We start from the raw sequence: 15,360 nt of genomic DNA on the forward strand, positions 1-15,360 counted from the left end.
AAGGAAGAGATTACTATGGGAAAAATTATTGGTATTGACTTGGGAACGACAAACTCCTGCGTCGCAGTTATGGAGGGCGGCAATGCCGTTGTTATCCCTAACGCAGAGGGTGCAAGAACGACGCCGTCTGTTGTGGGTTTCTCCAAGACCGGTGAGCGTCTGGTAGGTCAGACGGCAAAGCGCCAGGCAATCGCAAATCCGGATCGCACCATCTCCTCGATTAAGCGTCACATGGGCAGCGACTACAAGGTAGACATTGACGGCAAGAAGTATACACCGCAGGAAATTTCCGCTATGATCCTGCAAAAGCTGAAAACCGATGCAGAAGCTTATCTGGGTCAGACGGTGACAGAAGCAGTTATTACCGTTCCGGCATACTTCACTGATGCACAGCGTCAGGCAACCAAGGATGCAGGACAGATCGCAGGTCTGACAGTAAAGCGTATCATCAATGAGCCGACTGCCGCTGCACTTTCCTATGGCATTGATAAGGAAGATGATCAGCGTGTTATGGTTTATGACCTGGGCGGCGGTACGTTCGATGTTTCCATTATTGAAATGGGCGACGGCGTACAGCAGGTACTGGCAACAGCTGGTAACAACCGCTTGGGCGGCGACGACTTCGACCAGAGAATCATCAACTGGATGGTTGAGGAATTCAAGAAGACTGAGGGCATTGACTTGTCCAATGATAAGATGGCAGTACAGCGTTTGAAGGATGCCGCAGAAAAGGCAAAGATCGAGCTGTCCTCTACTACCACTACCAACATTAATATTCCGTTTATTACAGCAGATGCAAGCGGTGCAAAGCATCTGGATATGAACCTGACTGTGGCGAAGTTTAACGAGCTGACCCGTGACCTGGTGGATGCTACGATGGGTCCGGTACAGCAGGCACTGTCCGACAGCGGTCTGTCCCCGTCGGATCTGAACAAGGTACTCATGGTCGGCGGTTCTTCCAGAATTCCGGCTGTACAGGAAGCGGTACGCTCTAAGCTGGGCAAGGAACCGTTCAAGGGCATCAACCCGGATGAGTGTGTTGCACTGGGTGCTGCATATCAGGGCGGCGTTCTCGGCGGCGACGTCAAGGATGGTCTGCTGCTGCTGGATGTTACGCCGCTGTCCCTGGGTCTGGAGACCATGGGCGGTGTCTGCACCAAGATCATTGAGAGAAATACCACGATCCCGACCAAGAAGAGCCAGATCTTCTCCACTGCTGCGGATAATCAGTCTGCTGTAGATATCAATGTACTCCAGGGTGAACGTGAGTTCGCACGGGATAACAAGCAGCTGGGCACCTTCCGTCTGGACGGCATCGCTCCGGCTCCGAGAGGCGTACCTCAGATCGAAGTTACCTTCGATATCGACCAGAACGGTATCGTACACGTAACTGCAAAGGATCTGGGCACTGGCAAGGAACAGGATATCAAGATCACTGCTTCTACTAACATGTCCAAGGACGATATCGACAAGGCTGTGAAGGAAGCTGAGCAGTATGCCGAAGAGGATAAGAAGCGCCGTGAGGAAGTGGACACCAAGAACAACGCAGAGAGCCTTTGCTTCCAGTGCGAGAACGCATTGAAGGAATTTGGTGACAAGGTGGATGCGGCAGATAAGTCCGATATCGAAGCTAAGATCGCAGATCTGAAAACCGCACTGGGCGGCAGCGATAACGCAGCGATCAAGGAAAAATCCGATGCGCTCCAGCAGGCATTCTATGCACTGTCCTCAAAGATGTATCAGCAGACGGGCGGCCAGCCGGGTGCAGACCCGAATATGGGCGGCGCTGACTTCGGCGGTGCAGCTGGCGGCAATAACGGCGGCGCAAATGATGATGGTGTTGTTGACGCTGATTTTAAGGAAGTTTAATGTAACCGGCTGAAACGCCGTGAAATAAGGATGCGGTGACGGGGCAGGTTTCGGCTTGTCCCGGCATCGTTGTATATACGAAAGGAGCCGGCATATCATGGCAGAAAAACGGGATTATTACGAGGTGCTGGGGCTGAAAAAAGGTGCGTCCGAGGATGAGATCAAAAAGGCGTTCAAGACAATGGCGAGAAAGTATCATCCCGATTTGCATCCGGACGATCAGGAGGCCGCAGATAAATTCAAGGAGATCAACGAAGCATATGAGGTGCTTTCTGATTCAGAAAAGCGTGCACGGTATGATCAGTTCGGTCATGCCGGCGTAGACCCCAACTACGGCGGCAGTGCCGGCTACGGTGGCGGCGGCTTCGGCGGTTTCGGCGATGTAGGCGATATTTTCGACAGTATTTTTGGCGGCTTTGGCGGTTTTGGCGGCAGCAGCAGAAGTGCTGCGTCCAATGCCAATGCACCCAGACGTGGCGGCGATGTGAATAGCAGCGTTACCATTGACTTCATGGAGGCATGTAAGGGTGTCAAGAAAAAAATGCGTGTCACCCATATGGTGAAATGCGACCAGTGCGGCGGTTCCGGTTCGGATGCCAATACGACGACCACCACATGTTCGGAATGTAACGGTCAGGGTTCTGTCCGTGTGAACCAACGGACACCCTTTGGCGTGATCTCCACCACAAAGGTCTGCTCTCGCTGCGGCGGTAAGGGCAAGATCGTTACCAATCCGTGCAGCAAATGCCGGGGCAGCGGACGATTCCGTACCACGACAGATATTGAGTTGAAAGTCCCTGCAGGCATTGACAACGGGCAGGTGCTCCGTGTCAGCGGACAGGGCGATGCAGGTGTCAATGGCGGCAGCTGCGGTGATCTGAACGTTTCTGTTACCGTGCGTGCACACGAGTTGTTCACCCGGAACGGCAATGATATTTACTGCGAGATCCCTATTACCTACGCTCAGGCAGTTCTGGGTGACAAGGTCACAGTACCTACTATCAAGGGCAAAGTGGAATACGACATTCCTGAGGGCACTCAGAGCGGTACGAAGTTCCGTCTCCGTGGCGAGGGCGTGAAGTATCTGGGCAGAGAATCCTACGGCGATCAATATGTGACTGTTGTGGTAGAAGTGCCCAAAAAACTGACAAAGCACCAGAAAGAATTGCTGAAGGAATTTGATGATTCCCTGGAGGAAAAAAACCAGGTGAAGCGCCAGAATTTCTTCGAAAAGCTCAAGCGTAAGTTTGACCAGCAATAATTCACACAAACTGCATAAACAAAAAACCTACCTCATACCATATGGTATCCGGTAGGTTTTTTCACGTAGGGCAGGAGGGAACCTGCCAAAGCATCGTGTTGTTATCTGTTGTTCTGATTTTTTTTCTCGGTGTGTGTGGTAGTCTCAGTTTTGGAGTGTTCTTCGCCGCCGAGAACATCGCCTACGGCATCGCCGGCATCCTTGACTACGTCACCGGCAGCGTCACCGGCATCTTTGACCACATTGCCAGCGCCTGTCACGATGTCACGTGCGCCGTTTTCTACATCGGTGACAACATCGCCGACAACACCGTTGCCGTTGTTGTCAGTATTATTGTCGACGATGTTGGTTTCGGTATGCGTGTTGTTTTTGTTTTCCTCAGTGACAGTACTTGTGGTATTGTTTCCGTTGGAATCATTGTTTGTGCCGCCGCAGCCGGTCAGCATGGCAGCCGTCAGCAGCAATGCTGCGGGCAGTGCCAGATATCGATAGGTTCTTTTCATTGTATTCACCTCGCATGCTGGTTTGCAGAAGTTCTGCTTCCTTAGTCTTTCCAACATTTCTAAAATTATTCCCTTTCCACATTTCCACGGTGCTATAATATGCGGATTTTCGGGCGTTTTACAAATATCGTCAAATTCTTCCGCAGTATTTCCCCAACATTTCAACAGAGTTTTCCACAATTCCGGGATAAGTAGTGACAAAACGGTTACACAAAAAGCACTGTCAGCAATTATTTTGTCATTAAAAAATTGCAAAATGTGCAATGATTGTTACTTTATTGGTGGAATATACGAGAAAAGGGCACTTTTTGTTTTCCACAAGTTGTGGAAAACACGGTGGAAAGTTTGGGAGAAGTGTGGAAATAATTCTGGGATGATTTTTTGATGTGGAAATTTTCGCTGCGTTTTTCATAATTGAAGGTTTCAGATAAATCCGGAGGGAGCAAGCCTCCGCCCTACGCTTCTGATTTCCAAATAAAAAGTAAAGTTTTAAGCGTCACAATGTAGTAGGGGCGAACTTTGTTCACCTGCTGAATGTTCACAGAGGCGTTACGGGCAAATGCTCCGGAAATAACCCCCGATCCCCTTTGTTTACAAACTTTTATCGAAGCATACTTGCCAATTCTGTGAAAATATGATATAATGATACGGCAGAGGAGGTGCGCAGTATGACCAAACGGGAAGAATTCATTGCCGTTTATCAGGAAAACATTACACGTCGGGGCGCAGGCCGGCTGCTGGAGTGGCTGGATTCTGATGCCAGTGACTTTTTCACAGCACCATCCAGTACACGCTTTCACGGCGCCTATGAGGGCGGCCTGGTGGAACATAGCCTGAATGTGTACGAGTGCCTGAAAGATTATCTGGCACGTCCCCGAACACGGGAATTGTATGGTATGGATTATACGTCGGAGACCATTGCGGTGACGGCACTGCTGCATGACATCTGCAAGGTGAATTTTTATGCGGTGGATTATCGCAACGCCAAAAACGAACAGGGTGTCTGGGAACGTGTGCCCTATTATACCATCCGGGATACACTGCCCTATGGGCACGGAGAAAAATCCGTGTACATGATCCAGGGCTTTATGCGGCTGACCCGGGAGGAGGCGTTTGCTATCCGCTATCACATGGGCTTTTCCGGAAATGAGGACAAGAACAGTGTGGGAAGAGCGCTGGAAATGTTCCCCCTGGCATTGGCCGTGAGCGTCGCTGATATGGAGGCATCGTATTATTTAGAAGGATCAAATTAAGAACGGTTGGAGGAAAAAACAATGAGTTGGTATGAAAATGCTGTGATGTATCACATCTATCCCCTGGGCTTCTGTGGTGCGCCGAAGCACAACGAGGGCGGCGAGCCGGTGAACCGGCTGGAAAAGGTGCTGGACTGGATCTCGCATCTGAAAGAACTGGGCGTAGATGCGCTCTATTTCGGTCCGGTGTTCGAATCTGTAGAGCATGGCTATGACACCACAGACTATCGTATCATTGACCGCAGACTGGGCACCAATGAGATGTTTGCACATATTTGTGACGAGCTGCACAAGAATGGCATCCGCATCATCCTGGACGGGGTGTTCAACCACGTGGGACGGGATTTCTGGGCATTCAAGGATGTTCAGGAAAAGGGACAGGCTTCGGAGTACTGCGATTGGTTCGCAGGTCTGAACTTCGGCGGTCAGAGTCCTTGCGGCGATCCCTTCTGGTATGAGGGCTGGAACGGCTATTACAATCTGGTAAAGCTGAACCTGAAAAATTGGCACGTGTGCGATTATCTCATCGATGCTGTGGGTATGTGGATGGACGAGTTTCACATTGACGGCATTCGCTTTGATGCGGCAGACTGTGTGGACTTCGATTTCTTCCGCCGGATACATAAATTCTGTAAGGAGCGCAATCCGGAATTCTGGCTCATGGGTGAGATCATTCATGGCGACTACAAGCGTTGGGCAAACCCGGAAATGCTGGACAGCGTGACCAACTATGAGTGCTACAAGGGAATCTATTCTTCTCATAACGATAAAAACTATTTTGAGATCAACTATAGCATCAATCGTCAGTTCGGCAACGGCGGCATCTATCAGGGTACAGCACTGTATAACTTTGTGGACAACCACGATGTGAACCGTCTTGCCAGCACCCTGGTGGATCAGCGTTATTTGCCTTTGTGCTATACGCTGTTGTATGGTATGCCGGGCATTCCATCCATTTACTACGGCAGCGAATACGGTGTTATGGGCCGTCACGAGAACAATTCCGATGATGGTCTGCGTCCATGTCTGGAACTGGACGAGCTGAACCGCAGCGGTAATCTGGATCTGTACCGCCATCTGGTGAAGCTGGGTAGAATTTACCGGGCATATCCGGCACTGCGAACCGGTGCATACCGGACAGTGGAAGTACGCAACCAGCAGCTGCTCTTTGCCAAGGAACAGGACGGCAGAACTGTCTACGTGGCATTGAACCTGGATGAGAACCCCAGCGAGTTCCGTTTTGGCACCAATGTGCCGTCTCTGGTGGATGTTATCAGCGGTCAACCGGTGGAAGTACAGAATGGCGGCGCTTATATTCGTCTGGCACCGTTCTCCCAGATGATCCTGGTAGAGGATGACATTGTCAACAACATTGAGACAGTGGAAGAGGCGATCTCTATTCCGGAGCCGACCCGTCTGGAAGAGGGTGCACGCTATCGTGATTTGCTGGATGGTTCTATTTGCGTACTGCTCCAGACCTCTGTTTGCCATGCGGAGACACAGGAAGAACTGGTCGTTTACCGCAAGGAAGCAGACGGCAGCGTTTGGGCAATGCCGAAGTCTATCTTCACCGGCACAGCACGTGACAATCAGCCGAGATTTACTATGGTATAAGTGAACGTTTTCATAGGGCAATACCGTGCAAAGCCGTCAGGCGGTCTTTGTGCGGTGTTGCCTTGGATACAAAGCAGCGGTGGGCGTGATTCGCCGACCGCTGTTGCTTATTCAGACCTAATTTCAAAAGAAAGGACTCCCTTATGGAACATAACACCATTCAAGGCGTGATCTTTGATCTGGACGGCACGCTGTTGGATTCCACTGGCGTGTGGTCACAGGTGGACCGTCAGATCCTGGAGCATTATGACCGGGAAGTGCCGCCGGATATTACCCAGGTGGTGCGAAGGATGTCCATTGAAGAATCTTCTCACTATTTTGTGGAACGCTTTTCCTTGTCTTGTACACCAGAGCAGCTGGCACAGCAGGTTTCGGATATGGTGGAAGAGGAATATTACCAGCGCTTGCAGCTGAAGCCTCATGTGCCGGAACTGCTGGACTGGCTGGATAAAAAGGGTATCGTTTACGGCGTAGCAACGGCAACCTATGGGGAACTGGCACAGGCGGCGCTGAAACGGCTGGGATTATGGGAACGTATCCAATTTTTGCTGACTGAGCAGGAAGTGGGCGCACCAAAGACACAGCCCCAGATCTTCCGGGAAGCCGCCGGGCGGCTGCACCTGGGCAGGCGGCAGATCGCCGTGGCAGAGGATTCTCTCCACTGTGTGGAAACTGCCAAAGCCGCCGGGTTTTTCACTGTGGGCGTATATGACCCGGTGAGTGACAGCGACTGGCAGGCAATGCGTGCCACGGCAACGGTAACAGTGACAGATCTGCTGGAAATGCAGGATATTTTCCGGTAAGATGGGGGAAACGCAATGGAATTGGCGAAACGAAAGCCAAACCGTCTGGTGGGATATGATTATGCCACATGTGGGGCGTATTTTATTACTATATGTACCGCAGGACATACATGTATGTTTTGGGCAGATAATGTAGGGGCGGATATTATCCGCCCGCAAAATACGGTGCAATTATCGGTATATGGTAATTTTGTCAATGATGCAATCAGGAATATCCCACATTATTATTCGAATGTTGAAATTGATAAATATTGCGTTATGCCCAATCATGTACATATGATCATTTTAATGATGCCAGATGAGTTCGGGCGGATAATATCCGCCCCTACAATTTCAACGGTGGTCGGTCAAATGAAACGATGGGTGTCCAAACAAATCGGATATCCGGTCTGGCAAAAATCTTTCTACGATCACATCATCTGTAATGAACACGAATATCAGCAGATCTGGACATATATTGACAGCAATCCGGCGTTGTGGCTGGATGGAAAGGATACGTTATGTCAGTGAATCCCATGCCACCCCAATCCCTCGAACAAATTTCTGACGGGCTGACTGTCTGCACCAGCCAGCTGCATCGTTTCGGCACAGATGCTGTATTGCTGGCAGAATTCTCCGGCTATCGTCGGAAAGATCGTGTCTGCGACCTGGGGACAGGCTGTGGCATTATTCCCATGCTCATGCAGCGAAAAGAACCGCCCCAGGAGATCTTCGCCGTGGATATCCAGCCGGAAGCCATTGCGCAAATGCGTCAGGGCATTGCCGCAAGCACGGCTGTGCAGTCGCAAATACATCCCATCTGTGCCGATCTGAAACAACTCTGGGAGGACGCACCTCTGGGGCAGTTGGATCTGGTGACCTGCAATCCGCCCTATAAGGCGTATCAGGCAGGGCTGGAAAGTCAGTTGACAGCGCAGAAGATCGCACGCCATGAGATCCTGTGCAATATCTATGATGTGTGTGCAGCGGCAAAAAAACTTCTGAGATTTGGCGGAAAGCTCTGCATTTGCAACCGTCCGGAACGCCTTGCAGATGTCATAGATGCCATGCGGCGCAGCGGCATTGAACCGAAACGTCTGCAATTTGTGGCGAAATCTCCGGAATCTGCGCCGTGGCTCTTTCTTTTGGAGGGCAGAAGTGGTGGAAAACCTTTTTTGAATGTGCTGCCTCTGCGCATTATAGGAGACGGCAATACAGTGACAACAAGAGGAGGATAACGTAATGAAAAATCCTATCTATAAACGTGCGCTGGCGTTGGCAGTTCCCATGATGATCCAGAATGGCATCACAAATATGGTGAGCCTTGTGGACAATGTCATGGTGGGAAGTCTGGGCACAGAAGCCATGACAGCTGTTTCTATTGTGGGACAGTTGATTTTTGTATTTAATCTCGCCATTTTCGGCGGCTTGTCCGGACCGGGCATTTATGGCGCACAGTTTTACGGACAGAAAAACCTGGAGGGGTTTCAGAACACCTTCCGTATCAAACACTGGATCTGTGGTTTTTGCCTTGCTGTCGGACTGGGGATATTTCTCCTGGGCGGAGAAAGTCTCGTCGGGCTGTATCTCCATGGAGAGAGCGCATCCATCGACCCGGTGCTGACCATGAAGTATGCTAAGGAATATTTGCACATCATGCTTCTGGGGCTGTTGCCTTTTGTGTTCACTCAGATCTATGCCAGCAGCCTTCGGGAAACTGGTAACAGCGTAAAGCCCATGACAGCGGGCATTGTGTCCGTCGTAGTGGACGTGGTGTTCAACTATTTGTTGATTTACGGCAACTGTGGTATGCCGAAGCTTGGCGTTCGTGGTGCGGCGATTGCAACAGTGCTGGCACGTGTCGTGGAAATGTGCATTGTGATCATCTGGGCGCAGCTTTCCCGAAAAAAACACGTCTTTTTGCAGGGCGCTTACCGTACCCTTTTGATTCCGAAGGCGCTTGCCGGGAAAATGATCCGGAAAAGTTTGCCCATCTTCTTCAATGAGTTTCTGTGGGCTGGGGGCATTGCGGCATTGACCCAATGCTATTCCATCCGGGGACTGGAGATCGTGGCAGGGCTGAATATTTCCAATGCCATCTGCAATCTGCTGAACGTGGTATTTGTGGCATTGGGCTCCGCCGTGGGCATTCTCATCGGGCAGACTTTGGGCGCATCCCAGTATGAAAAGGCGAAAAAGGATTCGTTCAGTCTCATGTGGTTTACCGGTGCGGTCTCTCTGGGGCTGACTGTGATTCTCATTGCCGTTTCTGGCGTATTTCCAAAGCTGTATGAGACCACAGATCAGGTCCGGTGGTACGGGCAGTGGTTCATTATTATCACCGCTCTGTTTTTCCCCGTGCAGGGATTTTTGAATGCCTTGTATTTCACGCTGCGTTCTGGCGGAAAGACCCTGATCACGTTCCTCTTTGACAGCGTGTACACCTGGCTTTTGCCTGTGCCGGCGGCGCTGGCGCTTTGCTATCTGACACCTTTACCCATTTTTGCTGTGTATGCCATTGTGCAGGCGGCAGATCTGGTGAAGGTACTGGTGGGCTATGTGCTTATCCGCAAGGGTGTATGGATCAGTAATCTGGCAGAGGAAACGAAATGAATCAGTGTTTCTCTAGGTCTTGTTTGAAAAATCCGTACATTCGTCAAAACGCCCATAAATCACTGTCTGTGTCGTCGAAAATCCTTGTCAGGCGGCAGCCTGCCTGCGTATTCTCTCCTAACATACAGTAATTTCTGTGCATTTTTTCGAACATAGCTATTTTTCAAACAAGCCCTAGGAACGGCGACACCATTTTCTTATGAAAAGAAAGGAGATTTCGCAAATGAGCGGTACATTATATATTATTGGCACGCCTATCGGGAATCTGGAAGATATTACTATGCGCCAGCTCCGGCTGCTGAAAGAGGTGGATTTCATTGCCGCAGAGGACACCCGTGTGACCCGAAAACTGCTGTCTCACTATGACATTCACACGCCGGCAGTCAGCTATCACGAGCACAGCGGTCAGTCAGTGGCGCAGAGCATTGCAGACCGTATCCTCGCCGGAGAATCCTGTGGTGTGGTGACAGATGCTGGAATGCCGTGTATTTCCGACCCCGGGGAACCGCTGGTAAAGCTCTGTCATGAGCAGGGCATTCCTATGGAAGTCGTCCCAGGTCCTTCGGCAGCCATCGCCGCTCTGGCGATCTCTGGACAGCATACAGCACGATTTACTTTTGAGGGATTTCTCTCGGTGAATCAGAACCAGCGTGGGGCACATTTGGAGCAGCTGCGGCAGGAGACCAGAACGATGATTTTCTATGAAGCCCCCCATAAGCTGTGCCGCACATTGGCGGATATGGCGAAATATTTCGGAGAAGACCGGGAAATCTCCCTCTGTCGGGAACTGACAAAGCTTCACGAGGAGGTGCGGCGTACTACCCTGGCAGAAGCCATGGCGTATTATGCTCAGATACCGCCCCGGGGTGAATTCGTTCTGGTGGTAGCTGGTGCGTCTCCGGCAAAACCGGAGACGGTCTCTCTGGAAGAAGCAGTGACACGGGTACAGCAATTGGTGCAGGACGGACAGAAACTGACCCAGGCATGTAAAATCGTTGCCGCTGAAACAGGATACCGGAAAAGCGAATTGTATGATGCTGTGCAGACGAATGCGTAAGTTTTTGCGGATTCGCATTATTTATGCAGTTCTCTGTCATTTGTCCGATCCAGAATATAGTCCACTGAGACGCCGTAAAAATCTGCCAGGATGATCAAATGCTCCACCGGGATCGTCTGATAGCCTCGTTCGTACCGGGAATATACCGTCTGGCTGGTGTGCAGAAGCGCTGCCACTTTGGTTTGATTCATATCCCGGTCTTCCCGGAGATCACGCAACCGTCGAAAATACACAAATTCCCAACTCCTTTTTTGTAATAAATCATAAAAATAAAAATAGTACTATTCGGTACTATTGACTTTATCACAATTTGGGTATATAATGTATTTTATAGTACAAATAAGTACTAACTGCGAGCGATGCAGCGGTAAAAGGCAGTCTGGAATGTGCCGTTTGCCAGGCTGCCGGGTTATGAACTTGTTTGGATCAACTGAACACCGGTAAAGCGATTCTTATGGGCGCATATACGGCACAGCTGCATACATCGGGTTGCGGAAACGCTCTTTTCGCCGCACCTCGCCGGATGCAGCGATGCGGCCTGTAATCCCTCAGAATGCAGCTGCTGGTGTGCAGGGGAGCAGGTTCGAAAGCGTTGTTCGTTTGCATGAAAAACGCCTCTGTCATTTCGTGTTAAGGCACGAAGCGGCAGGGGCGTTTTTACATAAGACAACACCGCACAAAGAACGCCTAACGGCTTTGCATGATATTGCCTTGATTCAGCAAATGTTATCTGTTTTCGTTGTTGCGGCAGTTCTGATCGTTGCGGTTCTGCTTCTGCTGATTCTGCTGCTGCTGACGGTTCTGGTTCTGCTGGTTGTTCCGGTTCTGATTCTGCTGATTGTTCTGGTTCTGGTTGTTCTGGTTAGACATCATAGTCTCCGTTTCTCCGCACATGGCAGTACCTCATGAAACAGCCTCTGTGTGCGGTCGGAGACTGCTTGTTTCATGCCGGTACCGGAGCGGCATGGTGTTATTTTGCCGCTTGCACATAGTTTGCCCGGATTCCGTCAGAATATACAGGTCAGCACACGGGAGATCAGTGTGATCAGAAAACAAAACAGAATGCCCACCAGTGTGGGAATACAGAACGCCGCCGCTGCCCATTTCCAACTTTTGGTTTCTTTTAAAATCGTCAGGCAGGTGGTGGAACAGGGAAAATGGAACAGAATGAACAGCAGTACGCACAGTGCTGTGAGCCATGTCCAGCCGTGATCTGTCAGAATGGTGTACAGCTGGGTCATATCGCTGGTTTCGGTGAGCGTCGTGCCGGAGGTATAGCACATGAGGGCAATGGGCAGGACGATCTCATTTGCCGGAAATCCCAGCAGGAAGGCGAGAAGGATGACCCCATCCATACCCAGCCATTTTCCCGGTGTATCCAGAAAACCGGAGAGAATGGTCAGGAGATTATCGCCGCCGATACGGCAGTTTGCCAGTATCCACAGCAGGGCGCCGGCAGGCGCGGCTACCATACAGGCTCTGCCCAGAACAAACAGAGTGCGATCCAGGATGGAGCGTACCAGCACACGTCCGATCTGGGGCTTTCGATAGGGCGGCAATTCCAGAGTAAAGGAGGACGGCACGCCCCGGAGTATGGTGTGGGAGAGAATCCAGGAAACGCCCAGGGTGACAAGAATGCCCAGTACGATCATGCCCAGCAGCATTGCGGCAGAAGTAAGCGTTTTTCCGAAGCCGCTGCCCACAGCGAAAAAGAGCGTGATACAGGTGATCATAGTGGGGAAACGTCCGTTGCAGGGCACAAAATTGTTGGTCAGAATGGCAATGAGCCGTTCCCTGGGGGAATCAATGATGCGGCAGCCAGTGACGCCGGCGGCATTGCAGCCGAAGCCCATGCACATCGTAAGACTCTGCTTTCCACAGGCGCAGGCACGCTGAAATCGTTTGTCGAGATTGAACGCCACACGGGGCAGATAGCCGAAATCCTCCAGCAGCGTAAACAGGGGAAAGAAAATCGCCATGGGCGGCAGCATGACGGAGATGACCCAGGTCAGCACGGTATATATGCCGTCGATGAGCAGACTGTACAGCCAGCCCGGCGTATGTATGGTTTCCAGCAGCCAGGAGAATCCCTCTTTCAGCTGGGCAAATCCGGCGGAAAGCCAAGCGGAGGGATAGTTTGCTCCCACGATGGTGATCCACAGGATCAGTCCGAGAAGCACCAGCATAATGGGAAATCCCAGCCGTCCAGTGAGAATGCGGTCTATGCGGCGGTCACGTTGGCTGGAGTTTTCCGGTGCAGTGACAACAGCGGCAGCAATGGCTTCGCTTCGGGTGACAATGGCGGCAATGACTTTGTCAGCAAAGGCTTCGGCGGAAATTGTTTCGTGGGCATGTTGTAATGCGGCGGAAAGGGGTTCTTCCTCCAGGGAAAGCCCCGTGTGAGCGGCGATCTGTGCGTGCAGTTCCGGTTCTGGTTCTAAAAGCCGCAGCGCCGTCCAGTCCGGCGGCAATCCGTGGAGATCTGACGGCAAAGCGTCCAGAACAGGCTGCATGACAGCGGAAATTTCTTCTGGAAGAGACTGAGGTATCGGGTCTGGAAATTCTCCCAGCAGCAGTGCATCCAGCTTGCATTTCAAACGGTCCAGTCCCATGCCGTTTCGTGCTGTGACCCCTGCCACAGGAATCCCCAGCAGTTGTTCCAGCTGTTTCAGATCGACGGAGATCCCACGGCTTTCGGCTTCGTCCAAGAGATTCACGCAGAGCAGTACACGGGGAGTGGTCTCCAGAACCTGGAGCAGAAGCGTCAGCCCACGTTCCAGACAGGTCGCATCGCAAACCACCACAGCAGCATCCGGCTCGTCGAAGCAGAGAAAATCCCGTGCCACAGCTTCTTCTGCGGAGCGTGCTCGGAGAGAATAAGTTCCCGGTAAATCTACCAGCGTCACCGGACGACCGCCGCAGATGGTGACTCCCACGGCGCTTGCCACCGTTTTTCCTGCCCAGTTGCCGGTGTGCTGGTGCAGACCCGTCAGGGCATTGAATACCGTGGATTTTCCCACATTGGGCATTCCGGCAAGGGCAACAACAGGTGTCTGCGTGTCGGTCAGTTCCGGCAGCTGTGCAGATGCGGCAGTCTTTCCCATGGGATCAGATCCTTTCGTGTTTATATGGCAATATCGTAAAGCGTTTTTTGTGCGATGTTGCCTTATGAATCGCAATAGAGTATATGCACCTTGAAAGCCCACTATGCAGAATGATAACAAAAACCGCCGGCGATACCCAAAAGTACCGCCGGCGGTTTTCACGAAACAGTTTCTCTCATTTTTCATTTATACTAGTATGCTTTATTGGGAAAGCATAACATCTTGATAAACAGACTCATAGGAACGTCCTACGCTGATATATACCGTAGAAGTCAGCAGCAGCTGAGCATCTATCGTGTCGACTTTGCCGTCAGCGTTGGCATCCAGCAGGTTATAGTCCAATTCGCCGATTTTACATGTTGTTTGTCCTTCAACGAGAACGCTATCATATGTTTTTTCGGGTACGATCTCAAGCTTTTTTCCTACGGATTCAGTGGCATAGATCTGTAGTGCCATATAAGCGGCATCGGAATCGCCCAGTGTACCATCTTTGCGCAGTTCGCCGATGCCATATTCTGCGTGCTCGTGAATCCAGTCGGCATCTGCCTGGTCGATCTTGCCGTCAAAGTTTACGTCACTCTGCAGTGTATACCATCCGGTTGGGTCATCTCTCTGAAAACCGCCCTTTGCTGCCAGAAGAGCATCGTGGTCAGTGACAACACCGTCATTGTCCACATCACCTAAGGTAAAACTTGACCCAAAACTGCCTTCTTCATAGTGATAGTAGTAGCAGAACGGTTCACCGCAGAACGAACCAAGCCCCACCGTTCTCTGAGCGTAAAATGTTATAATGCCCTGCGCATCCATGTAAGAAATATAGCCGTTTGCATCCACATCCAATAGGTTGAATTGCAGTGGCGTCATTTCCTCTACTGTTCCTTCATAAACATGCACCATCGCCTCATAAGCGTCATGAGATGATGCATATCCATCCAGATCATAATCTCCCAGTGTATATTCCTCATTGACCTGGATCCAGGTGACGTCCGCTTCATCAATGAGACCATCTCCGGTGATGTCCGCCCGGGACAGCTGGTCTTCTGTCAGGGTATAGGTGTCGTCCAAGAGATACCGGGACAGCATGGCGGTATCATGTCCTGTGAGATAGCCGTCATTGTCGATATCACCCATGAGAACCTCGTCCGCTGCGCTGACAGACAGCGCAGACATAGAGCTTGCCAGCATAGCAACGGCAACTGCAATGCCCATCCATTTACTTCTTTTCATAAAAATTACCTCCTATTATTTGTTGCATAAGAGCCTGTTCAGCATCTTTTCGCACGCATCTTGCTTGCATCTTTTCT

At 51.0% G+C, this 15,360-nt stretch carries 14 protein-coding genes; 9 read left to right on the forward strand and 5 right to left on the reverse strand.

The window, feature by feature from the left end:
• The first annotated feature begins 15 nt into the window (after nucleotides 1–15).
• Nucleotides 16–1,869 carry a molecular chaperone DnaK gene (gene dnaK / locus QZ375_RS05250; protein WP_295216315.1) on the forward strand — a complete coding sequence of 618 codons (1,854 nt, stop codon included), beginning with the start codon at nucleotides 16–18 and terminating at the stop codon, nucleotides 1,867–1,869.
• A 97-nt stretch (nucleotides 1,870–1,966) separates the two neighbouring features.
• Nucleotides 1,967–3,130, forward strand: coding sequence for a molecular chaperone DnaJ (gene dnaJ, locus QZ375_RS05255; RefSeq protein ID WP_295216317.1), 1,164 nt, complete (start codon nucleotides 1,967–1,969; stop codon nucleotides 3,128–3,130).
• A 101-nt stretch (nucleotides 3,131–3,231) separates the two neighbouring features.
• On the opposite strand, the gene QZ375_RS05260 is transcribed toward dnaJ, so the two are convergent.
• Nucleotides 3,232–3,633: a hypothetical protein gene (locus QZ375_RS05260; RefSeq protein WP_295216319.1), complete on the reverse strand. Its 402-nt coding sequence runs from the start codon at nucleotides 3,631–3,633 to the stop codon at nucleotides 3,232–3,234.
• A gap of 668 nt (nucleotides 3,634–4,301) precedes the next feature.
• Between QZ375_RS05260 and QZ375_RS05265 the strand changes: the two genes are divergently transcribed.
• The 7 genes from QZ375_RS05265 (at nucleotide 4,302) to rsmI (ending at nucleotide 10,952) form a co-directional block, all read left to right on the forward strand.
• Entirely contained in the window at nucleotides 4,302–4,886 is a 585-nt protein-coding gene (locus QZ375_RS05265; protein ID WP_295216321.1) for an HD domain-containing protein, read from the forward strand.
• Nucleotides 4,887–4,907: 21 nt separating this feature from the next.
• The gene (locus tag QZ375_RS05270; protein ID WP_295216323.1) at nucleotides 4,908–6,500 is read left to right on the forward strand and encodes a DUF1653 domain-containing protein; all 1,593 of its coding nucleotides are present in this window, start codon (nucleotides 4,908–4,910) and stop codon (nucleotides 6,498–6,500) included.
• 143 nt (nucleotides 6,501–6,643) lie between these two features.
• A complete protein-coding gene (locus tag QZ375_RS05275) occupies nucleotides 6,644–7,303 on the forward strand; it encodes an HAD family phosphatase (protein WP_295216325.1) in 660 nt (219 codons plus the stop codon).
• Between the two features lie 15 nt (nucleotides 7,304–7,318).
• Nucleotides 7,319–7,813 (forward strand): transposase, encoded by a 495-nt coding sequence (locus QZ375_RS05280; protein WP_295216327.1) that lies wholly within the window; start codon nucleotides 7,319–7,321, stop codon nucleotides 7,811–7,813.
• Complete coding sequence (locus QZ375_RS05285) at nucleotides 7,804–8,520, forward strand: methyltransferase (RefSeq protein WP_295216328.1); 717 nt, start codon at nucleotides 7,804–7,806, stop codon at nucleotides 8,518–8,520. Before QZ375_RS05280 ends, QZ375_RS05285 begins: the two co-directional genes overlap by 10 nt.
• Nucleotides 8,521–8,524: 4 nt before the next feature.
• Nucleotides 8,525–9,895: an MATE family efflux transporter gene (locus QZ375_RS05290; protein ID WP_295216330.1), complete on the forward strand. Its 1,371-nt coding sequence runs from the start codon at nucleotides 8,525–8,527 to the stop codon at nucleotides 9,893–9,895.
• Nucleotides 9,896–10,118: 223 nt separating this feature from the next.
• Nucleotides 10,119–10,952 (forward strand): 16S rRNA (cytidine(1402)-2'-O)-methyltransferase, encoded by an 834-nt coding sequence (gene rsmI, locus QZ375_RS05295; RefSeq protein WP_295216331.1) that lies wholly within the window; start codon nucleotides 10,119–10,121, stop codon nucleotides 10,950–10,952.
• Nucleotides 10,953–10,969: 17 nt separating this feature from the next.
• Here the strand turns inward: rsmI and QZ375_RS05300 are convergent, their stop codons facing one another.
• From QZ375_RS05300 to QZ375_RS05315, 4 genes are all read right to left on the reverse strand, one after another.
• Nucleotides 10,970–11,185 carry a helix-turn-helix transcriptional regulator gene (locus tag QZ375_RS05300; RefSeq protein WP_295216332.1) on the reverse strand — a complete coding sequence of 72 codons (216 nt, stop codon included), beginning with the start codon at nucleotides 11,183–11,185 and terminating at the stop codon, nucleotides 10,970–10,972.
• 493 nt (nucleotides 11,186–11,678) lie between these two features.
• On the reverse strand, nucleotides 11,679–11,846 hold the full coding sequence (locus QZ375_RS05305) for a hypothetical protein (protein ID WP_295216335.1): 168 nt from the start codon (nucleotides 11,844–11,846) through the stop codon (nucleotides 11,679–11,681).
• Nucleotides 11,847–11,959: 113 nt separating this feature from the next.
• The gene (gene feoB, locus QZ375_RS05310; RefSeq protein ID WP_295216338.1) at nucleotides 11,960–14,056 is read right to left on the reverse strand and encodes a ferrous iron transport protein B; all 2,097 of its coding nucleotides are present in this window, start codon (nucleotides 14,054–14,056) and stop codon (nucleotides 11,960–11,962) included.
• A 201-nt stretch (nucleotides 14,057–14,257) separates the two neighbouring features.
• The gene (locus QZ375_RS05315) at nucleotides 14,258–15,283 is read right to left on the reverse strand and encodes a dockerin type I repeat-containing protein (protein WP_295216340.1); all 1,026 of its coding nucleotides are present in this window, start codon (nucleotides 15,281–15,283) and stop codon (nucleotides 14,258–14,260) included.
• Nucleotides 15,284–15,360 lie beyond the last annotated feature (77 nt).

It is taken from the genome of Ruminococcus sp., assembly GCF_019417665.1.
Classification (GTDB): Bacteria; Bacillota; Clostridia; order Oscillospirales; family Ruminococcaceae; genus Ruminococcus_C.

Coding starts and splice junctions, on each gene's coding strand:
- dnaK (WP_295216315.1), top strand. CDS start 16: ATGGGAAAAATTATTGGTATTGACTTGGGAACGACAAACTCCTGCGTC.
- dnaJ (WP_295216317.1), top strand. CDS start 1,967: ATGGCAGAAAAACGGGATTATTACGAGGTGCTGGGGCTGAAAAAAGGT.
- QZ375_RS05260 (WP_295216319.1), bottom strand. CDS start 3,633: ATGAAAAGAACCTATCGATATCTGGCACTGCCCGCAGCATTGCTGCTG.
- QZ375_RS05265 (WP_295216321.1), top strand. CDS start 4,302: ATGACCAAACGGGAAGAATTCATTGCCGTTTATCAGGAAAACATTACA.
- QZ375_RS05270 (WP_295216323.1), top strand. CDS start 4,908: ATGAGTTGGTATGAAAATGCTGTGATGTATCACATCTATCCCCTGGGC.
- QZ375_RS05275 (WP_295216325.1), top strand. CDS start 6,644: ATGGAACATAACACCATTCAAGGCGTGATCTTTGATCTGGACGGCACG.
- QZ375_RS05280 (WP_295216327.1), top strand. CDS start 7,319: ATGGAATTGGCGAAACGAAAGCCAAACCGTCTGGTGGGATATGATTAT.
- QZ375_RS05285 (WP_295216328.1), top strand. CDS start 7,804: ATGTCAGTGAATCCCATGCCACCCCAATCCCTCGAACAAATTTCTGAC.
- QZ375_RS05290 (WP_295216330.1), top strand. CDS start 8,525: ATGAAAAATCCTATCTATAAACGTGCGCTGGCGTTGGCAGTTCCCATG.
- rsmI (WP_295216331.1), top strand. CDS start 10,119: ATGAGCGGTACATTATATATTATTGGCACGCCTATCGGGAATCTGGAA.
- QZ375_RS05305 (WP_295216335.1), bottom strand. CDS start 11,846: ATGTGCGGAGAAACGGAGACTATGATGTCTAACCAGAACAACCAGAAC.
- feoB (WP_295216338.1), bottom strand. CDS start 14,056: ATGGGAAAGACTGCCGCATCTGCACAGCTGCCGGAACTGACCGACACG.
- QZ375_RS05315 (WP_295216340.1), bottom strand. CDS start 15,283: ATGAAAAGAAGTAAATGGATGGGCATTGCAGTTGCCGTTGCTATGCTG.